This window comes from Polaribacter sp. ALD11 (assembly GCF_002831685.1).
GTDB lineage: Bacteria > Bacteroidota > Bacteroidia > Flavobacteriales > Flavobacteriaceae > Polaribacter.
The window spans coordinates 146,294-168,068 of record NZ_CP025119.1 but is presented as its reverse complement, the minus strand read 5'-3'; the positions used below and the strand labels follow the sequence as shown (position 1 = coordinate 168,068).

19 protein-coding genes are annotated in these 21,775 nt (G+C 31.1%); 4 read left to right on the top strand and 15 right to left on the bottom strand.

Going from position 1 to position 21,775, the window contains the following annotated elements:
• Nucleotides 1-48 precede the first annotated feature (48 nt).
• Nucleotides 49-2,538 carry a sodium-translocating pyrophosphatase gene (locus CW731_RS00565; protein ID WP_100944878.1) on the top strand — a complete coding sequence of 830 codons (2,490 nt, stop codon included), beginning with the start codon at nt 49-51 and terminating at the stop codon, nt 2,536-2,538.
• Between the two features lie 86 nt (nt 2,539-2,624).
• Nucleotides 2,625-3,629 carry an App1 family protein gene (locus tag CW731_RS00560; RefSeq protein WP_100944877.1) on the top strand — a complete coding sequence of 335 codons (1,005 nt, stop codon included), beginning with the start codon at nt 2,625-2,627 and terminating at the stop codon, nt 3,627-3,629.
• Between the two features lie 55 nt (nt 3,630-3,684).
• Here CW731_RS00560 and CW731_RS00555 read toward each other — a convergent pair whose 3' ends face one another.
• From CW731_RS00555 to CW731_RS00545, 3 genes are all read right to left on the bottom strand, one after another.
• Nucleotides 3,685-3,846, bottom strand: a complete 162-nt coding sequence (locus CW731_RS00555) for a DUF1328 domain-containing protein (RefSeq protein WP_100944876.1) — start codon at nt 3,844-3,846, stop codon at nt 3,685-3,687.
• Between the two features lie 197 nt (nt 3,847-4,043).
• Nucleotides 4,044-4,490, bottom strand: coding sequence for a PA2169 family four-helix-bundle protein (locus CW731_RS00550; RefSeq protein ID WP_100944875.1), 447 nt, complete (start codon nt 4,488-4,490; stop codon nt 4,044-4,046).
• 219 nt (nt 4,491-4,709) lie between these two features.
• Entirely contained in the window at nt 4,710-5,150 is a 441-nt protein-coding gene (locus CW731_RS00545; protein WP_100944874.1) for a hemerythrin domain-containing protein, read from the bottom strand.
• 159 nt (nt 5,151-5,309) lie between these two features.
• On the opposite strand from CW731_RS00545, the gene CW731_RS00540 reads away from it, so the two are divergent.
• Nucleotides 5,310-6,341, top strand: coding sequence for an AraC family transcriptional regulator (locus CW731_RS00540; RefSeq protein WP_100944873.1), 1,032 nt, complete (start codon nt 5,310-5,312; stop codon nt 6,339-6,341).
• An 84-nt stretch (nt 6,342-6,425) separates the two neighbouring features.
• Here the strand turns inward: CW731_RS00540 and CW731_RS00535 are convergent, their stop codons facing one another.
• From CW731_RS00535 to CW731_RS00515, 5 genes are all read right to left on the bottom strand, one after another.
• Nucleotides 6,426-6,626, bottom strand: a complete 201-nt coding sequence (locus CW731_RS00535) for a hypothetical protein (RefSeq protein ID WP_100944872.1) — start codon at nt 6,624-6,626, stop codon at nt 6,426-6,428.
• 24 nt (nt 6,627-6,650) lie between these two features.
• A complete protein-coding gene (locus CW731_RS00530) occupies nt 6,651-6,998 on the bottom strand; it encodes a hypothetical protein (protein ID WP_100944871.1) in 348 nt (115 codons plus the stop codon).
• Between the two features lie 3 nt (nt 6,999-7,001).
• The gene (locus CW731_RS00525; protein ID WP_100947584.1) at nt 7,002-7,334 is read right to left on the bottom strand and encodes a YtxH domain-containing protein; all 333 of its coding nucleotides are present in this window, start codon (nt 7,332-7,334) and stop codon (nt 7,002-7,004) included.
• A 461-nt stretch (nt 7,335-7,795) separates the two neighbouring features.
• The gene (gene pckA, locus CW731_RS00520) at nt 7,796-9,406 is read right to left on the bottom strand and encodes a phosphoenolpyruvate carboxykinase (ATP) (protein ID WP_100944870.1); all 1,611 of its coding nucleotides are present in this window, start codon (nt 9,404-9,406) and stop codon (nt 7,796-7,798) included.
• Nucleotides 9,407-9,499: 93 nt separating this feature from the next.
• A complete protein-coding gene (locus CW731_RS00515; protein ID WP_100944869.1) occupies nt 9,500-9,880 on the bottom strand; it encodes a DUF423 domain-containing protein in 381 nt (126 codons plus the stop codon).
• Nucleotides 9,881-9,954: 74 nt separating this feature from the next.
• Here CW731_RS00515 and CW731_RS00510 point away from each other — a divergent pair, with 74 nt between their 5' ends.
• On the top strand, nt 9,955-11,322 hold the full coding sequence (locus tag CW731_RS00510) for a saccharopine dehydrogenase family protein (protein WP_100944868.1): 1,368 nt from the start codon (nt 9,955-9,957) through the stop codon (nt 11,320-11,322).
• Between the two features lie 81 nt (nt 11,323-11,403).
• Here the strand turns inward: CW731_RS00510 and CW731_RS00505 are convergent, their stop codons facing one another.
• From CW731_RS00505 to CW731_RS00475, 7 genes are all read right to left on the bottom strand, one after another.
• Complete coding sequence (locus CW731_RS00505; protein ID WP_100944867.1) at nt 11,404-12,126, bottom strand: tRNA1(Val) (adenine(37)-N6)-methyltransferase; 723 nt, start codon at nt 12,124-12,126, stop codon at nt 11,404-11,406.
• Between the two features lie 89 nt (nt 12,127-12,215).
• Complete coding sequence (locus CW731_RS00500; RefSeq protein ID WP_100944866.1) at nt 12,216-14,837, bottom strand: sodium/solute symporter; 2,622 nt, start codon at nt 14,835-14,837, stop codon at nt 12,216-12,218.
• Between the two features lie 172 nt (nt 14,838-15,009).
• A complete protein-coding gene (locus CW731_RS00495; RefSeq protein ID WP_100944865.1) occupies nt 15,010-15,783 on the bottom strand; it encodes a creatininase family protein in 774 nt (257 codons plus the stop codon).
• 1 nt (nt 15,784) lies between these two features.
• Nucleotides 15,785-16,435: a GDSL-type esterase/lipase family protein gene (locus tag CW731_RS00490; protein ID WP_100944864.1), complete on the bottom strand. Its 651-nt coding sequence runs from the start codon at nt 16,433-16,435 to the stop codon at nt 15,785-15,787.
• Nucleotide 16,436: 1 nt separating this feature from the next.
• Nucleotides 16,437-18,485 carry a family 20 glycosylhydrolase gene (locus CW731_RS00485; protein ID WP_198519836.1) on the bottom strand — a complete coding sequence of 683 codons (2,049 nt, stop codon included), beginning with the start codon at nt 18,483-18,485 and terminating at the stop codon, nt 16,437-16,439.
• 10 nt (nt 18,486-18,495) lie between these two features.
• Nucleotides 18,496-19,677 (bottom strand): glycoside hydrolase family 27 protein, encoded by a 1,182-nt coding sequence (locus CW731_RS00480; protein ID WP_100944862.1) that lies wholly within the window; start codon nt 19,675-19,677, stop codon nt 18,496-18,498.
• Nucleotides 19,678-19,693: 16 nt separating this feature from the next.
• Complete coding sequence (locus tag CW731_RS00475; protein WP_100944861.1) at nt 19,694-21,766, bottom strand: GDSL-type esterase/lipase family protein; 2,073 nt, start codon at nt 21,764-21,766, stop codon at nt 19,694-19,696.
• Between the last annotated feature and the right edge of the window lie 9 nt (nt 21,767-21,775).

The window sequence follows — 21,775 nt, the reverse complement described above, 5'->3', positions numbered from 1 at the left end:
TTTCCTTACATTTACGACTATTACTAACCAATCAAAAATAAATAATATATGGAATCAATGATGATTTGGATGCCAATTGCAATGGCATTATTAGGGCTGATATATATGCTTGTAAAAAAATCTTGGGTAATGAAACAAGATGCAGGTGATGGGAAAATGAAAGAAATTTCTGACCACATATATGAAGGAGCTTTGGCTTTTCTAAATGCTGAATATAGATTACTAGCAATTTTCGTAGTTGGAGCAAGTATTGTTTTAGCAGGTGTATCATTTATGGTAGAATCAACTCACATTCTTATTGTAGTTGCTTTTATCATAGGAGCTATCTTTTCTGCTTTTGCAGGAAACATGGGAATGAAAATTGCAACAAAAACAAATGTTAGAACTACACAAGCGGCAAAAACGAGTCTCCCAAATGCACTAAAAGTTTCTTTTGGCGGTGGTACTGTTATGGGGTTAGGAGTTGCTGGTTTAGCGGTACTAGGTTTAACGGCATTCTTTATTGTATTCTATCAATTGTTTATGAACGGAGAATGGGTGGCTACTGAATTTGGTGGCAAAATGATGGAACCAGGAGACATAATGATTGTTGTCTTAGAAACATTAGCTGGTTTCTCTTTAGGTGCAGAATCTATCGCTTTATTTGCAAGAGTTGGTGGTGGTATTTACACAAAAGCTGCTGATGTAGGAGCCGATTTAGCAGGTAAAGTACAAGCTGATATTCCTGAAGATGACCCGAGAAACCCAGCAACTATTGCAGATAATGTTGGGGATAATGTTGGTGATGTTGCTGGTATGGGTGCAGATTTATTTGGTTCTTATGTAGCAACAGTTTTAGCTGCTATGGTACTAGGTAATTATGTTATTAAAGATATGACTACTGCCGGAACATTTGTAATGGATGCGTTTGGCGGAATTGGACCAATCTTATTACCAATGTCTATTGCTGGTGTAGGAATTATTATTTCTCTTATTGGAACCTTCTTAGTAAAAATTTCATCTAATGACGCAAAAGAAGCTGATGTTCAAAAAGCATTAAACATCGGTAACTGGGCATCAATTTTAATGGTAGCTGCTGCATGTTATGGTTTAGTAACTTGGATGTTACCAGAAACAATGCAAATGGATTTCTTTGGTGAGGGGCTTCAAGACATTTCTTCTATGAGAGTGTTTTATGCTTGTTTAGTTGGTTTAGTGGTTGGTGCCGGAATCTCTGCGTTTACTGAATACTATACTGGCTTAGGATCAAAACCAATTTTAAAAATCGTACAACAATCTAGTACAGGAGCAGGAACAAATATTATTGCAGGTTTAGCTACGGGTATGATTTCTACGTTCTCTTCTGTTTTATTATTTGCTGCAGCAATATGGGCTTCTTATGCTTTAGCTGGATTTTATGGAGTTGCTTTGGCTGCTTCTGCTATGATGGCAACAACAGCAATGCAATTAGCTATCGATGCTTTCGGGCCAATTGCAGATAATGCTGGTGGTATTGCAGAAATGAGTGAACAAGATCCTATTGTTAGAGAAAGAACAGATATTTTAGATGCTGTTGGTAATACAACTGCTGCAACAGGTAAAGGTTTTGCCATTGCTTCTGCTGCATTAACATCGTTAGCTTTATTTGCTGCCTACGTAACTTTTACTGGTATTGATGGAATTAATATTTTTAAAGCCCCAGTACTAGCCATGTTGTTTGTTGGTGGTATGGTTCCTGTTGTGTTTTCTGCATTAGCAATGAATGCTGTTGGTAAAGCTGCCATGGAAATGGTAAACGAAGTAGTAAGACAGTTTAAAGAAATTCCTGGAATTATGGAAGGAACTGGGAAACCAGAATATGATAAATGTGTCGCTATTTCTACAAAAGCATCTTTAAAAGAAATGATGTTACCAGGTATCTTAACTATAGGCTTTCCAATACTTGTTGTATTAGTCGGTAAACTAGTCTATCAAGAGAATAATATGTTGGTTGCAGAAATGCTAGGTGGTTATATGGCTGGTGTTACTGTTTCTGGTGTGCTTTGGGCTATTTTTCAGAATAATGCTGGTGGTGCATGGGATAATGCTAAAAAATCTTTTGAAGCAGGTGTAGAAATTAACGGAGTGATGACGTATAAAGGTTCGGAAGCACACAAAGCTGCTGTAACTGGAGATACTGTTGGAGACCCTTTTAAAGACACTTCTGGGCCATCTATGAATATTTTAATTAAACTTACGTGTTTAATCGGGTTGGTAATTGCACCTATTTTAGGAGGACATTCTGACGGAATTAATAAGAAAGCCGTTGTAGAAATTGAAATGATTAATAATTATGAAGGAATAAAAGGTGGAGAAAATTTAAATAACAAAACAGAAACCACTGTAGAAATGCTGTCAAACGATTCTAATGGAAATGTTACTGCTAATGTAGAGATAAGAAAAACTGTAAATGGAAAAACAACCATTACAGAAAAAACTTTAGTAGGTTCAGAGGAAGAAGTTAGAACTCAGTTAAAAGATATTGAAGGAGTGAAAATTAAAATTAAGGATAAAAATTAATCTTAAAACAGCTTCAATATGTATATAAAGTCACAATAAAATGTGGCTTTTTTTTATGAACTTAGTGAATCTTTAAAATCAAAAAAATGTCATTTTTCAAAAAAGACCCCTTACAAATTATTATTTTTCAAAGCTATGGTAGAGATAATCATTTTTATGTTAGAGGAAGGGCTTTACAAGATGAAAATATCAATCTAGAAAGAAAAAATATTTTTAGCCTATTGATAAATTCTTGGAAACGCTTTGAGAGTGATGAAGTTAAAAACACTTCTCTAACAATTACACTTTCAAATAACTATAAAATTGAAACCAAAACCGATGAGAAAGGTTATTTTGTTGTAGAAAAAAATTTAAAAAACTTATCTGAGTTAACAAATAGTGAGGGTTGGTTACATTTTGAAGTTTCCTATACTAATGCTAACCAAGGTAGAAAAATAAATAATAAAAACAGGTTCTCTGGTGAGTTACTAATTCCTTCAGAAACTGCTGAATTTGGAGTAGCTAGTGATATTGATGATACCATTCTACACACAGGTGTTATTTCAAAATTAAAATGGAGACTTGTAATAAACACATTCTTTGTGTCTCCTTTTAAAAGAAAAGCACTGGTTGGTGCTTCCGATTTTTACAGTTTATTACACTTGGGGAAGTCTGGTAAAAACGCAAATCCTTTTTTTTATGTAAGTCATAGCCCATGGAATTTGTATAACTACTTAGATTATTTTTTAAAGAAGAATAACTTTCCTAAAGGAGCAATATTATTAAGAAGTGTTGGAAACATGTTTCAGAAGAAAACACGTGAAGAAAAACCTCAAAAGCAAAAAGAAATTATTAATATTTTAAATACATACCCTCAATTGTCTTTTATTTTAATTGGTGATGCTGGTGAACATGATGCAGATATCTACATGGAGATTGCTAAAAATCACCCAAAAAGAATTAAAGCAATTTATTTAAGAAGCGTATTGCATAGTAAAAAAATGAAAAGAATTGAAATGCTCATCGAAAATTATTCTGATACTCAATTTATGATTGTACATTCTTCTAAAGATGCAATTATACATGCCAGAAAACATGGTTTTGTTGCATAAAAAAACTGTTTAAATTTAATTTAAACAGTTTTTTTTTAATCATAGCAATATTTATTTATTTCTTGATACCACCTTTAATTAAAGATAATACGAATAACACTAAAAATACAAAGAATAAAATTTTAGCAATTCCTGCAGAAGCTCCTGCGATTCCACCAAATCCTAATACTGCTGCTATTAATGCGATTACTACAAATGTGATTGTCCAACGTAACATAATTTTAAAGTTTTTATAGTTAGTAATTAAATAGTTATTTTCTATTTCTTATACTACAAATTTACAGGCTTAATACAATTTGGCTTAACTCTAATAAGTGTAATATTAACTCAAATAACTAAACACAGAACAGTACAGAACAAAAAAAGATGCTACAAAGCATCTTTTTTAAATTCTAACTTAACTCTAATTTTCTACTAAAGTTCTTCTAAAGACTTAATATTATAAAGTCCGTTTTCAATGGTCTTTTTTTGTGCTTCTAAAATATTTTTTGTGCTTGAAGGTAAATCAATCTCCTTTAAAACATCATTATATTCTTCAACAGAAGCTTTTTCTCCTCTAATAGCTTCTTCTAACATCGATTCTTCATCATCTAATGAAAACAAAGATTTAACATCCATCCAAGCTCTGTGTACTGTTCCTGCGACACTTCCTCCTTTATCGATTTCTTGATTAAAAGAACTAATTTCCTTTTTTAAATCATGACCAAATGTGTATCTTTCTTCTGCTTTTTTGGTAAAGTATCTCTTTAGAGATTCGTTCTCAATATTTTCTGCTGCTTTTTTAAAACCTTTTTCTGCATCATAGGTTTTCTCTAAAAGAGCATTTAATTTTTTCCCAACTTCTTTTGTGTAAGTATTCATTTTTCTATAATTTTTAATGAACGCCCGCTTAATTTTAAGATGCCAAACGTTTACATCTATCTGTTACTATTGTCTACAAAATTAACTTTAAGTACTAAATCTATTTAATTCAAACACATTATTTTTTGACTCAATCAAAATAAAAAACACATACTAATTTTATTCTTATCTAGTTACAGCACAACTAGTTAATAATTACAAAATTTATCAAACGATTCTTTATTTTTTTAAATTTTTACTCATATAATCTCTGTATTCTTTTGCCAAAGATTTTTTTTCACTTTCTGAAAACACTTTTCCAGACAGTTGAAAAAATTGATGCTCCTCATCCTTTAAATGATGTTCTACCTTTTCTTTTAAATCTTTCGCTATTTTTAACCAAGCAGAAGAATCATAAGCTATTTCTTTTAACTGTTCTATTAACTCATCTATTTCATGATGCTCTGCAATACCGTGTCTTGCCTTTTCTTGCATCATATCATTAGAGATTAATGGTTTATAGAAGTGGCGTTCTTCTGCATTTGCATGTATTTCTAATTCTACTTTTATAGCTTTAAATAATTTATCTCTACTTTCAGAATCACCTGAAGTTGCTACTAACTTATTTAAAAGTTGTCTTTGCTTGTCATGGTCTTTTCTAATTTCTTCGTAAATGTTCATTTTTTATCTTTTTTATTTTCTCAAAAATAAGATTCAAAACGTTGTAGAATTGTCTCTATTCATAAAAATTTTAATCGGTATGGTATATGTATATGCTTTTTCAACTATCTTTATAAATTATTTTTAAATAAAATATCAATAAGGATTTAAGCTGAAGTTATGATTACAATTGAAATAATTGCGGATAGTCCGAAAGATACACTTGAGCAACTTCAAGAAGCTTTAGGTGGCTATATAGAAGAGCATTGGAGTGAGTGCACTTTAATTATTGATAATAAAAATGCTTCAGGTGAAGTTAAATTTACTCCTTTCGATTGGGGTGTAAATTTATTAGATTTCGATATTACTTTTCACAAAGAGGTTATTTTAAAAGTGAAAGCTCATAGTGAATTTAATCCTATTCGGTTTTTATACTCTTCACGAGGCTCATTAAAACATCGATTTGGTTTTGATAACGAAGAAAAAATGATTGAACAGTTTCAATCCTTAATATTTACAAATAAAATAGGTGGTTATAATTATATTCATTTTCCTAAGAATGAAGCTTTAGAAATAAATGTTATTCAAATAGTTCGAAAAGATTTTTTAAAAAAAAGAACTACAAAAATATCTACTCTTAATAAAAAATTATATGAAGTTTTTGTAGATACAGATCACGAAAATAGGTTTTCTCATTTTGGTACTCTAAACCTTAAAATGGCTGACCTTATTAAAGGTTTGAAAAAAATAAAAGGAACAGGAATGTTACGTATTCTTAAGATTGAAGCTAAAGTTTATGAAGTTTTATCTTTACACATACAACAACACAACAGGCTCTTAGAAGGTATACCTTTACCTACTTCTTTAGTAAAAAGTGAATTAAAAATAATACGAAAATTTAGTAGTATCATTTTAAAAAATCCAGAAAAAGAATACTCTTTAGAGGAACTTTCTTTACAATCTGGTTTAACCCAATCTAAATTACAAGATGGTTTTAAATTCTTATACAATAGAACTGTAACAGAATATATAAGACACGTTCGTTTAGAATCTGCAAGAGATTTAATAAGAACTACAGATTTAAATATCTCTCAAATAGTTTACACTATTGGCTTTAGTAGTAGAAGTTATTTTTCTAAAATATTCAGAGAAAAATACAACATTACACCTAACCAATTTAAGAAAAAACTTTTAACAGTTTTAGAAAAATAAAAAAACCTCAATGCTCTCACATTGAGGTTCTTCAACCAACCAAAACTTAGCCATTATAAATGGCTAAGTAATTTTTAATCTTACCTATTTAAAAATTTTCTTAATAAACATTAAAGCTCCGTACTTGCTTACAAACTTAAAAGTATTACTTAAAATACTAATTGGCTTTAAACTTTCCTCAAAATCATTTTTAACAATTTTAAGTTGCTCTAATGCTATTTGCCTTTCTAATGATAGTTGCTTTAAATCTAAATCAATTTCCTCAAAACTTTGATATGTTTTCATTACTTTTATTTTTAGTTTTGTTGGTTAATTAAAAAATATTTTAGACATTTTAGAAATCACTTTCTTATCAAAAGATTTTCTCAAAAGATAGAATAGTAGAGAAATTATTAATATAAATAATCCAACAGATAAATAGCCTAAAGCATTATTATTAAGATAGTCTCCTAAGGCAATTGCTGCAGAAAGAGCTAAAAAAATAAACCCTATAAACGCTAAACCTCCAATAACAAAAAGTTTTGCCATCATACCAAACGTTAAAGCAGATAATTGAAAAACTTTTAACTTTGTATGTTCATATGTTTTGGAAACAAATTGCTTGGTAGCCTCTGTTCCATTATCTGCAGAATTACTTAAATTATTAAATATACTCATGTATTATGCAGGTTTTTGTAATTTCTTACTCTTATCTTTCAATTCCTTTAATTTATTCTCTAAAGTTGCTATTACATCTTGAGCTTTATGACTTACATTAGAAACTACTTTGTCTAATTGTATATCTAAACTTTCTTTACTGTCTATTACTGTAGAAGAAACTTGTGCTTTAATTTCAGAAGCCTTTTCTGCCATTTTATCCTTAGCTGCTAAAGCTTCTTCAGATATTCTTTGTCTTGTTTTTTCTCCTTTATCTGGGGCAAACAAAACACCTAAAGTTGCACCAATTACTGTTCCTGCTAATAAACCTACTATTGTGTTGCTACTATTACTCATCTTTCTTATTTTTTTTATGGTTAAACTAATCTTTTGTACCAATTGTAATACAATTTCTATACCAATATTAGCACACAACAAAGATAAATTGAAAGTCAAATTCTAATTGACTCAATAAAAATTAATCTTGACTCAAACACTATTGTAGTAAAAATACAACTTTCTGATATATTAATTCCTGTAATAATAGAATAATGACTATTCTAGCGTTGCTATTAATCTAGGATAACCTACTTACTGCTAGACAATTTTACTTTCAAATAAATTAATTTTTAAGTACTATATTTTATTGATAATCTTCAAAATACTGCTAAAAAAAACAACACTTCGAATTAAAATGCAAATTTAAAACTGACAATTATTAAAACAAATACTTCTGCCATATCTAGTTTAAGTATAATTTTAAAAACAAAAAACACCTCTAAATGAGGTGTTTTAATTGTAAAACTAAAAATTATATATTAAAAGGCATAACGTTGAGGACCTCCTCTACGAATCTCCTCACTTGCAGCATCTTCAAATTGTGTAAAATTTTCTCTAAAAGCATTAGATAATTTAAACGCTGTTTTATAATATGCTTCATCATTATTCCAAGTTGCTCTTGGACTTAATAATTCTGCTGGAACTCCAGGACAACTTCTTGGTTGTGCTACTCCGAAAACAGAATGAATATGATAATCCTCATATTTATAGCTTCCTAAATCACCGTTTAAAACAGCAGAAATCATTGCTCTTGTATATTTTAAAGGCATCCTTCTTCCTACTCCGTATTGGCCTCCAGACCAACCTGTATTTATCAACCAAACATTAACCCCTGCATCTTTCATCTTTTTACTTAGCATTTCTGCGTATCTTGTTGGATGTAAAGGCATAAAAGGTGCACCAAAACAAGCTGAAAAGCTAGGTGTTGGTTCTGTAATACCTGCTTCTGTTCCAGCTACTTTTGCTGTATAACCAGATATAAAATGATATGCGGCTTGATTTGGAGTTAATTTAGAAATTGGAGGCAAAACACCAAAAGCATCTGCAGTTAAAAAGAAGATATTTTTTGGATTTTTACCAATTGATGGTTTTTGAATATTGTCTATATGATAAATAGGATAACTAACTCTTGTATTTTGGGTGATTGAAGTATCTGCAAAATCGATAACTCCTTTATCATCCATTACAACATTTTCTAGAATTGCTCCTTTTTTAATTGCTGCAAAAATTTCTGGTTCTTGTTCTTGCGATAAATTAATCACTTTTGCATAACAACCTCCTTCAAAATTAAAAACGGTGTTTTCTGCAGTCCAACCATGTTCATCATCCCCAATTAAACTTCTATCAGGATCTGTAGAAAGTGTTGTTTTTCCTGTTCCAGATAATCCGAAGAAAATTGCTGTATCCCCGTCTTTACCAACGTTTGCAGAACAATGCATTGGCAATGTATTTTTATAAACAGGCAATATAAAGTTCAACGCAGAGAAAATTCCTTTTTTAATTTCTCCTGTATATCCAGTTCCGCCAATTAAAGCAATTTTTCTAGTAAAGTTTAAAATAGCAAAGTTATGCTGACGTGTTCCATCTACTTCTGGATCTGCCATAAAACCTGGCGCATTTATTACGGTCCATTCCGGAGAAAAATCTTTCAATTCTTCAGCTGTAGGACGTAAAAACATGTTATGTGCAAACATATTAGTCCAAGGCTGTTCATTTACAACTCGTATGTTTAACTTATAGTCTTCATCTGCACAAGCATAAGAATCTCTCACAAAAATTTCTTTTTCTGAAAGGTAATCTGCAACCTTATTATAAAGAGCATCAAATTTATCAGAATCAAATGGTAGGTTAATATCACTCCACCAAACCTCATCTTTTGTTACATTATCTTTTACAATAAACCTGTCTTTAGGCGAACGTCCTGTAAACTCCCCAGTGTTTACCGCAATTGCTCCTAAAGAAGACTCAACTCCTTGCTCTTTTTCTAAAGTTTCTGCGTGCAATTCGTCAGATGATAATTGGTAACGAACTGTTGCATTTTTGATTCCTAAATTGTCTAACGAAATCGATTTCGTATTTAGATTTATCATTTATATAATTTTAGTTGTGTTTCTATTATTACGTAACAAAATTAAACAATATTTTTTCACAGAGAAGTTATTTTATGTTTTTTTACGGATACCTTACTTTTTTAATGTTTCCTTTAAGAAATAAATAATCATAAAAAGCCAACCTGTTACAAATAACAAACCTCCAATTGGTGTTATAAACCAAATTGATTTTGCAGTTATTTCTGTTAACTGAATCGCATATATAGAACCCGAGAAAAATAATATTCCGAAGAAAAACAACCAACTTATAGTATTTTTTTTAATAGAAGAAAAGCCACTATAGGTATTTACAAACAGTAAAACAATTACATGATACATCTGATAACGAACAGCAGTTTCAAAGCTCAATAATTGCTCTGGAGTTAAAGTCTCTTTTAAAGCATGGGCCCCAAAAGCACCTAAAATGATAGTCAACATTCCTAAAAAACTAGTAATTATTAAATTTTTAAACATTATTGATGGTTTTTGTTAAATTTTAAACAATTGATGTATATTCGTATTTCATACAAAAATACATCATTTATCATATGAAAAACATTCTAATTATTGGTGCTGGAAAATCGAGTTCTGCTCTCATTAAATATTTACTAGATAAATCTAATGAAGAACATCTTTTTTTAACCATTGGAGACATTTCAACAGAAAATGCAAATAAATTGATTAATAATCATAAAAATGCTGAAGCCATAGTTTTAGATGTTTATGACAAAAATCAGCGTGAAAAACTCATCAAAAAGGCAGACATCGTAATTTCTATGTTGCCTGCAAGATTTCATATAGAAGTAGCTAAAGATTGCATCACTTTTAACAAACACATGGTAACTGCTTCATATATTTCTGAAGAAATGAAGGCATTAGATGCTCAAGCGAAAGAAAAAGGCTTGGTTTTTATGAATGAAATTGGTCTAGATCCTGGAATTGACCATATGAGCGCAATGCAAATAATTGATAAAATTAAAAGTAATGGTGCTAAAATGCTGTTATTTGAATCTTTTTGCGGAGGCATCGTTGCGCCAGAAAGCGATACTAATTTATGGAATTATAAATTTACTTGGAACCCTAGAAACGTTGTTTTAGCAGGACAAGGTGGAGCCGCAATGTTTATACAAGAAGGCACTTATAAATACATTCCTTATAGTAAATTATTTAGAAGAACTGAATTTCTAAAAGTTAACAATGCAAAGTTTGAAGCCTACGCTAATAGAGATTCTTTAAAATATAGAAGTGTTTATGGTTTAGATAATATTTCTACAATGTACAGAGGAACCATTAGAAAAGTAGGTTTTTCTAGAGCTTGGAACATTTTTGTACAATTAGGAATGACTGATGACTCTTATACAATAGAAGAATCTGAGAACATGAGTTATCGAGATTTTGTGAATTTATTTTTAGCCTATTCTCCTTCTGATTCTGTAGAATTAAAATTACGTTCTTATCTAAAAATAGATCAAGATGATTTAATGTGGGAAAAATTATTAGAGTTAGATCTTTTTAATCCGAAGAAAAAAATTGGAATTAAAAATGCAACTCCAGCTAAAATGCTTCAGAAAATTTTAGAAGATTCTTGGACTTTAGAAGAAAACGATAAAGATATGATTGTAATGCAACATCTCTTTGGGTATGAAATTAATGGAGAAAAACATCAAATAGAAAGTAGTTTGGTAGTGATTGGTGAAAACCAGACCTATACTGCGATGGCTAAAACAGTTGGTTTGCCTGTTGGAATAGCTGCTTTAAAAATTTTAAAAGGTGAAATTAAAACTCCTGGTGTTCAGCTTCCAATTACAAAAGAGGTTTATGAACCTATTTTAAAAGAATTAGAGAACCATGGAATAAAATTTGCAGAGAAAGAGGTACCATATCTAGGATATAATCCTAATCACGTGATGGGATAAACTTTTATAATTACTAAAAAAGAAAACGAAGTAATCTTTTTATTTAGAGGTTACTTCGTTCCTTTGAATAACAAAATAGCATTACATTTTCAAATAAAAATCTTTCGTTAAATTAATATAGTCTTCTGTATATTGATGACGCTCAATTTCTATAATTAAGTTTTCTTCTTTTATTTCGATTTCATTGAAAGAAAACTCGAGTAAACTTCTTTTTATTTCTGAAGTTTCATTCCCTTGAACCCTACAAACCTTATTTAAAAACAATCCATTTTCTTTTGCTATATTGATGAAATCTACCTCTTCTCTAAAAGGAATTATAGTTGAGAAAATTCCATTTTTCGATAAAATTTTAACAACTCCAATAATTAATGCTGAAAAAGAAAGTGAAGAAGTAAATCGTGCTTTATTTCTAGCAGCATCTTCCGTTTCAAAATCCTCTGTATAAAAAGGCGGATTCGAAACGATTAAATCGTAATTCTCCTCCTCTTCACCTATTTCATTTGCAAATTCCTGAAAAGTAGCATTGTAGCAATACAAACGATCTCCCCAATCAGATTTCTCAAAATTTTCTACAGTTTGTTCGTATGCATTTTCATCAACCTCAACTGCATCTATTGTCATTGCATCTGAACGTTGTGCAATCATTAAAGAAACTACTCCAGTTCCAGATCCTATATCTAGAATAGCATCCGGATAATCATTAACAGAACACCAAGCACCTAATAAAACACCATCTGTACCAACTTTCATAGCTGTTTTATCTTGATGAATTGTGAACTCTTTAAATTGGAATGGTTTTTTCATCCTTCAAAAATAATATAAAAAAAATACTTAACAGGGTTTATGGCCTTGTTAAGTATTATTGTATTCTAAAAATTAAAAATAGTTATTATTTATAAAGCTTTAATTGCTTTCTTCTTATCAGGAAAGATCAAACTAAAAATGTATCCAAAGCCAAAACAAGAAGCAACACCAAAGAAAGAATACATTAAAAAGTTGATTTCTGTAAACACACTAATGTACCATATTACAAGGGCACTAACTACTAACCCCATTAAAGTACCAGTAGCATTGGCTTTTTTGGTAAGCATTCCTAAAAGGAACATTCCTCCTAGTCCTCCTGTAAAAAGTCCTAAAAAACGGTAAAACTGATCCCAAAGCGATTTTATTTCTGAACTTGCCATCCAAAGTGCTAAAAGTACGCCCAGAACACCTGTTACCATTGTTGCTACTCTTGCAATTTTTAAAAGTTTAATATCATTAATTTTAGGTTTAAAGTGCAAGTGAAAATCATTACAATAAGCTGTTGAAACCGAATTTAAACTACTACTAATACTAGACATTGCCGCAGAAAAAATTCCAGCTACCAACAAACCTGAAATTCCCATAGGTAATTCTCTTACAATATACCAAGGAAAAATAGAATCGTTATTAGAAATTGCTGGTGAAAGTTTGGATGGCATTTCCGAGTAAAAAATAAACAAAAGTGTACCTAAACCAAAAAAGATAATGGTTGCTGGCAATGTTAATACTGCATTTGTATACAAGGTTTTTTGAGAGTCTTTAACACTAGAACTTGTTAAATAACGCTGTACAATAGTTTGGTCTGTTCCTTGCGTAACCATCGCAGAGGCTAAACCTCCAATAAATACTACCCAAAAGGTAGATTCTGTAAAATTCAATTCTAAGTTAGCAATATTAAACTTCTCTCGATCTGAAGCGTACGTTATCATATCTGCAAATGAGGTTTCTGTATGCATCATAATCCATACAACTGCCAAAACACTTCCTCCAAGCAGCACAATTACTTGCATAACATCCGTCCAAACTACAGCTTCAATACCACCAAATGTGGTGTAAAAGATACACAGTATTCCCATGATTAAAATACTGGTTTCAACGGGAATTCCTGTTACAATTGAAATTGCTAATGAAGGCAACAATAAAACGATACCAATTCTTCCTAATTGAAATAATATAAAAGATAAACTTCCAAAAGCACGTGCTGAGTAATTAAAACGATCCTCTAAATATTCATAAGCTGTTTTTATTTTTAGTCTATTAAAAAAGGGAATAAATATAAAAGCGATTAATGGCGTAATTAATATTGCCGTAATATTTAGAAAAAAGAAAGACCAATCTGTAACAAAAGCCTTCGCTGGAATTGCCATAAAAGTGATGGCACTTAACAAGGTACCAAAAACACTTAAACCTGCAGCCCACCAAGGAATACGACCACCTCCTGAAAAGTAATCATCGGTAGATTTTTGTTTACGAGCAAAATAAAGACCAATAAATACAGATATTAACAAGTAAAGTACAAGAATACTATAATTAAGAATTCCGAATGGATGTGCAGCATCTGCTATTTTAAATGTTTGCACATTTGCCGTTCGAATGCCCGGAGAAACTTCGCCAGAAACAATAACAAAATCATCGTTATTTTTAAATGAAAGTGCTGTTACAGGAATCTTGGTTGAAAGACTATCATACACAAACCATTTTTTTGTAATTGTATTATATGCTAAAATATCTTTTGAAAACCCTGGGTGATTATTTAAAATAGCATCTCTTCTACCAGTTAATTCGCTTTTTACAGTAGCATCTTGTTCGCTACCCATTTTTAAACCAATATTTTCTAATTCATCAAAAAGTAATGCGTCACTTCCTCCATACACCATAATATGCATAGATCCCATAACTTCTGCAGAAGCTCCCATTAAGACCATAGGTTTATCATCTATCAATAATGTGCCTTCATCTTGCCATACTTCATTTTTAAAATCATAAGACAAATACGTAGTTAAAGCTTCTGATTTTTGTCCTTTTACTTCGTTTCTTCCTCCGATAACAAATAGTTTTTTAGCCTCTTTTGTTTCTTGAATAGCCGTAGTGTGAAGTGCTCTAGGAAGTCCTGGGAAATCAGTTAATTTCGTCCAACTATGTTTCTTTTTTAAATCTAATCTATAAAATGAATTTGTGCTACGTTCTGCGTTTTTACCACCAACCACATATACAAAGTCATCTACAACCACTGCAGAAGAAAAAGCTAAAGATTCTGGTAATTTCGGATATGCTGTTATTTCAACTTCTTTGCTTGCGCTATTATAACTCAGCATAAAAACACTGTTACTAGTCGAAGTTGCATTATTACCGCCAATGCATAAAATACCTTGGTCTGTATTTATAGAAGCCGAATAGCCAAGTGGTTCTGATAATTGTTTTGAAGACAGCCTCCATTCGTCGTTTTCAAAAATGTATATATCTTTGCTCCACACTTTTTTACCACCTTCCCAAGGCAAACCTTCAGGAAAATTAGCACCACCAGCAACTAAAAGAACTCCATTATGAGCCCCTCCTAACATACCTGCAAAACCAAGAGATTCTGTTGTGGTTGCTTGAGCGGGCAAACTAGGTAGATTTGTAAGTTTTAATTTAGAGATTTCTTGTCCGTAAAATTGAATACTAATTAAAATTACCACTAATAAGAGAACTGCCTTCTGAATTTTCTTCATTTTATTGAGATTACTTTGTAAATAATTTGTTTTTTTTCAAATCGTTGTAGAGCTTTACTACTTCGTTACTTTTTCTAAACTACTACAATGAACTGAAATAAATTTTTAATATAAAAACCGTAAGGCAAGTTAATAAAATAATCTTAACTGTATTATGTATTACATATTAAAATTATTCATACATATTTTCTAAATCAGAATGATATAATTCTACTAAGAAGGAAGCTATCTTAATTGTTACCGCTTTAAAAAAATCTTCTCCATTTTCTGCTGTTGCTTTTTTAGGATCTCCAACTCCAGTGTCTTTCGTTACAGAAGTCCATTTTCGTTGGCTAGTTACCCAACCTTCTTTTAATCCTTTTAACTTAAATTGCTTAGCAGCACCAGATCCAGCTTCATTTAAAGGCAACACTAAATGTGGCATTAAATGCATGGTAACAGCAGTTTCTAATTCTCCTGCATGGTCTCCAGGTTCAGTAAAGAAATCTTCTCCATTTTCTGTTTTCCACCAATTTAATGCACACACAAAAACTGACGGAAACTCAACAGATAATTCTCTTATCATCTGTTTGAAATTGTTGCCTCCATGTGCATTTACAATTACTAATTTTTGAATCTTTTGTCGATTTAACACATCAACAATATCTTTTAAAACTGCTAATTGTGTGCTTGGATTCATATTAATGCATAAAGAAACATCTAACTGCCCCGTATTTACACCAAAAGGAATTGTTGGCAGAACCACCACTTTCGCACCTTTATTCCAAGCAATACTTGCTGCTTCAATAGCAACAGCTTCAGCTAAAATATTATCGGTTGCATAAGGCAAATGATAATTATGCGCCTCAGTTGCGCCCCAAGGTAAAATGGCAACTGTATAATTTTGTTCTTTAACAGCTTTAAAATTGGTTTCTGCTAATACATAAGGTCTTGGTTTCTTTTTCATTTTAATTAACGTATTTACAAATTATTTTTCTCCATTTTTTGTAGCCTTCTTCACTTAAATGCAAACCATCATAAGTATACTTTTCTTTGATGTGTTTTTTACCATTTCTCATTTTTCCATGTAAATTAATAAACTTTACATTCAACTTTTTTGCTAACTTTTTCAAACGTTTGTTAGCATCCATAATTTTTTGATGATTATTTTTATGCCCTGAAAACTTTTTACCCACATTTGGATTTATAGGTAAAATACTTTGTATATACATTATTGTTTCTTCGGATTGACTTTTGATTTGCAAAATAATTTTTTCTGTATTTTCTAATACATAGTCGATACTTTTACCACGCGCCATATCATTTGTACCAATTAATAAAAATACTTTTTTGGGTTTAGATGAGGTAACTTCATCCAATCGAAACAATATCCCGTCAGTAACATCTCCACTAATTCCTCTATTAATTACATTTTTACCAGGAAATAAATCTTTCCATTTTCCGCCTTCTGTAATGCTATTTCCTAAAAAAATAATTTCGTTTTTAGTATCTTTTTCACTTTCAAACAAAGCTTTTCTTTTAAGATAATGCTCAGAATATTCTTGTGCAAAACCAGCATTTACAAAAGCGATTAAAAAAATAATGATGATTTTTTTCATTCTAATTATTATTGAAATTAGTGCTATATTTTAAGTCTGTTACTTCTCTAAATCCATCTTTTGTAACATTTACAGGAATGCAAGTAAACATCCATTTCCAAGAATTATTATCTTGTGGAATTTTTAACAACACTTTATTCCAACCTTTTTTTAAGGTGATTTTAGTCGGACTTCTAAAAAAGTAATCCTCATCAATAAACGGAATTTCCTCTGTTTTTGTTCCTAAATTTGGCTGTTTCCATAATGGAGGCGCAATTTCAGTATTATTTACCCAAATTTTTGGTTTTGTGGTGTGCCAATCTCCTGCATCTGGAAAAGGACCAACTCTTCTTCCGCCAGATCTTGACCAACCTTGAAAACCAACCCAAAAATCTTGCACACTATCTTCTAGAGAATAAATATTTGTATATGCATAATACGTTCCTTGTTTTGCTTTGGTAACACTTTCAAATCCGAAGAAATGTTTTAAATGGATGGTTCCACCAACGTGCTTATTAGTCCAAGAAAATTCTTCTCCATCAACTTCATACGTTTCTTTAATACGCTCTTCCACAGGAAATGATTTTTCTACATTTCCTTTGTGATTAAATGGCCCAATTAATTTCCAATTTTTATCAGTTTGCTTAATATATTGAAACTCTTTTCCTTTAAAAAATAAATCTCTGTGCGCAATTACTTTCTCTTCAAAAGTTTTAAAATCTTTAAATTCTTGTGTTTTTTTTGACGGTAATTTCGCCCAATATTCAGGGTAATCTTTTGCTCTACCATTCCAAATTGCATCAGCATAAAATACCATTGATGGATAAATAGGATTTTGCTTTAAAATATCACGTTCGTTATGAATGTTATTGTCTGGCCACGCAGCTAAAATTCCTCCAAGTGCTAAAGCATCGCCTTTTGGTTGTCTTGCTGGTTGCTGAAAGAACAAACGTGCCATTCCTGCAAAAGGGTCTAAATGATTAATGTAATTACTTCTCGAATCTATAAACCTGTGCCCTTTTGTACCTTCGTGATACGCCCAAAGTTGATTAATAGAAGTAGAATCTTTTTCTACCACAATACCTTCCTTCCAAACAATTACTTCTCTATTATTTTTTTTTATGAGTTGCATCAATTCAAAAATATCATCCTTAGAAACACGCTCAAAATCATTTCGAACTTCATCTGTTCCAATATGTATATAAGGCATTGTTTCTGCAGCTGCCAAATTCATTAATTCTTGAAATAAATTGAGTAAAATAGGTTTCACTTTTGGATTGCGCATTTCATCAATTTGCAACGCTTTTCTAAAAGCATCTGTATGTCCTGGAATATCGAATTCGGGAATAACAGTGATTTTTCTTTCTTTACAAAAAGCTATAATATCTTTGAAATCTTCTTGCGTATAAAAATCCCCTTTTTGTCTTGTTGTAGCTTCTTCCGATTGTAATTCTGGATACATTTTACTCTCTAATCGCCAACCAGGGTTGTCTGTTAAATGCCAATGAAACACATTGTATTTGTATTGTGATAAAATTTCAATCTGCTCTTTTATTTGTGCTACCGATTGAAAATTACGACCAGTATCGTGCATAAAACCACGGATTTTAAATGCAGGTATATCTGTAATATCAACTTTAGGAAAAACGCCTTTCGCTTTGTTTTTTCTGAAGATTTGCTTTAGTGTTTGAATTCCGTAGAAAATTCCTTTATCAGAATTTGCAGCAATAATAATGCTGTCTGAAATACTTATTTTATAGGCTTCCTCATTATCATAAACAGAAATATTTTCTTTTATCAACTGAATATGCAATCCGTTTTCTAATGAAGTTATATCGTTTGTTTTGAAAAAATTAGTTAATAATTTCTTTTCATTTTTAAATTCTATTGTACTGATGTTGATACTCTTAAATTTAATTTCTGCATCGCCAAAACTTATTTGATTTGGTACAGGTATTATAGGATATGTAGCTTCAAAAGCGATAGAGTTATTTTGAGAACATCCAATAAAACCTAAAAATAAAATACTAATAAAAACAATACTTTTTATTTTAACTAAATCTAGTTTCATAATTATTATTTTATTTCGCCAGTCTAAAAACCACAACATCTCTAGCAGGAACTTCAATTAAAAAATTGGTATTTGTAGTTCCGATTGTTTTATCTTCCCATAAATTTTTAATAGAATATTCTTCAGAAAAACCTTTAATATTCATCTGCTTCCAATTAACTTGGTATTTATTATTTGAAGTTTCTCTATTAAATAAACAGATCGCAATGTCTCCGTTTAATAAAGGCTTTTGCCAAATTTCAAAGTTTCCATAATCTTTAACCTTAAAACCTTGTTTTCCTAAAACGTCTTGATTTATAGCTATTAATTCTTTGTTCGTTAAAATTTCTTGATCGCTAAAAGACATTGTTCTTAAATCGTTTCCAGCCATTAAAGGCGCTGCCAACATTGCCCACATAGTAAAATGTGCTCTTGCTTCATTAATTGGCATATCATTATTTCCTACAGCCAACATATCTGGGTCATTCCAATGTCCTGGACCTGCATATTTTTCTAAACCAACTTGCAGGTCCACTAAATCTGACCATCCAATTAAATTTCCATTAATATTTCCATCAAACCTACCTTTCATGTCAATATCTAAAGTAGTTCTCCATAAATGCCCAACATTTTCTGCCCATTCCCAAGGTTTGTTTTCACCCCATTCACACATGCTAAAAACAATTGGTTTGCCTGCTTTATATAATGCATCGCGCATTAACTTGTATGCTGTTTTTGCATCTTGTTCTTCCGTATAACACCAATCGTATTTTAAATAATCTACTCCCCATTTCGCATAGGTTTCTGCATCTTTATACTCAAAACCTTTACTTCCTGGTCGTTTTGCACAAGTCATTGTTCCTGCGTCCGAATAAATCCCGAATTTTAAACCTTTAGAATGTACATAATCTACTAAAACCTTAATTCCTGATGGAAACTTTTCTTTATCAACAATAATGTAACCGTTTTCATCTCGATCTATTTGCCAACAATCATCAATTACAATATACTCATAACCAACGTCTTTTAAACCTTTTGTAACCATTGCATCTGCCATTTCTCGAATTACAGTTTCGTTAACTCCAGCACACTCAAAAGTGTTCCAACTGTTCCAACCCATTGGCGGAGTTAATGCTAAGTTTTCAAATTTTTGCCCAAATATTGAACTTGTAGTTGCTAAGCAAACTAATAAAAAAAGATAAATTGTTTTCATTTGATATTGTATTAAATTAATCTAAAATATTCGAAAATGTTGATGCAGGTAAACCGCTTTTATTGGTTAAATTACTTTCTGTAAATGGCGAATAACCATAACGTACATATCTCGGATTTTTAATTTCTTTAGACCACACAGTAAGTATGTTGTCTTTAATTAAAGTGCTGGCTTTTACAAAAACTTTATCTTCTTCTGCTATTTCTATATCTTTAACAGTTTTCTCATCTGAAGTTTTTAAACCTTTTCCGTATTTAAAATGGACTTCCAACGTATTATTTTTAACGTTTACAAAATCTAAAAGTGGTCCAGAAAAAGGGGGGTTGGAATTATAATTTTTATTTAATGCTATTTTTGATAATCGCTCACCAACAATCCATTTTTCTTTCGGATGCACATCTGTTTTATTACCAACATCAAGAGATACCGCCATTCCTGTATTTGGAATGGATAATAATTTGCGTTGCGAATCTCTAAATGCTCCCCAATTCGGACGATTGATACTACTTAATTGCACATAATAAAAAGGAAGTGCTGGCTTTTTAAAATGAATGCGCCAATCATTCACCAACATTTTAAATAATCGCGCATGTAAACCAACTCGTTCTGCATTCGATTCGCCTTGATACCAAAGAACGCCCTTAAAATTGTAATTTATAAGAGGTAAAATTCCTGCATCAAACAAAATAGTGGAATCGTAAGGATGTCTGCCTTTTAGGTTTTTATTCTCTCCAAAATTTTCAGATTTTCGTTTAGAAACCCAAGAATCTATCAATGGATTTTTCCAAGAATCGTTTAACATACTAACGGTTTCGTGCGTTTGCTCCATGCGCTCTCTACTAACCCAGCTTTGGGTTGGCAAACCACCAACTGCATTGCAAATAATACCAATAGGTACGTTTAATTCTTTTTGAAGATTGTGCGCAAAAGCATAGGCTATTGCAGAGAAACTCTCTAAGACTTCACCTTTCTCATTGTGCCAACCAGAATATTTAAAATAATCATTTGCATTGATATTTTCGAATTCTTTTTTTGTGAATGTATTTCCGCCTAAAACTTTTGGATCCATTGAAAATACAAAAACATTTGGATTCAAGGAATCTTTTAAAACGGTTGCAGCATTTTTCATATCACGGACTTTAAAATCCATATTAGACTGCCCTGAAGCCAACCAAACCTCACCAACATATACCTTATTTATTACGATAGACTTTGTAGCTGTAAAAATTTTTAATTGATAAGGACCACCAGCTTTCATAGAAGGAAACTCTAGTTTCCATTCACCGTTAAGAGCTGTTTTTATTGTTTTTATTCTATTGTTAAATTCAACTTTAACCACATCATTAAAATTAGCAAATCCGTTAAAATGTATTGGTTCATTTCTTTGAAGAACCATATTTTCTCCATAGATTTTAGGTAGAATTAATCCTCCAAAATCGCCAGTAATTGCACTATAGGTTTTTTCAGCAATAATCTTAGCTCCTTTTTCTGTTGGATGTAAATTATCTGGAAAATATTCTGGATACCGATATAAAGGTTCGTGTAAATCTATCAATTCTACGTTTGCGCTTTTTGCAATTTCTTCAATTTTAGATTGAATTTCTTTAAAGTTTTCACGCATTCCTTCTTCAAACCAATGATGACCAGAAAAAGTTGGTGTCATTTTACAAATAATTACCTTGGGTTTAGAAGGTAGATTTTTATAGACAGAAATCATCTCTAAATAATCAGCGATAAATTCGTCTTTATATTTTGGCCAATTATTATTTCCTTGATCATTTAATCCTAAATGAATAATAACAATATTGGGTTTAAAATCTTGTGATTTTTTAAATACTGGTTTATCCCAATACGGTTTATGTCCGTTTTTAAGTAATGTAGCACCAGAAAAACCAAAATTAGCAACTTGATAAGAGTCGCCAAGTAAATTTTGTAATTGCTGTGGATAGGAATTTAATTCTCTATTTTTAATACCTGCACCGTAGGTAACAGAATTACCAACACAAGCCACTTTAATCGATTGTCCGAAACTAATACTTGAAAAAAAAAGTAATAGAAATAGATTTTTATAAATAAACTTATAGCTCATGTTAGTTTC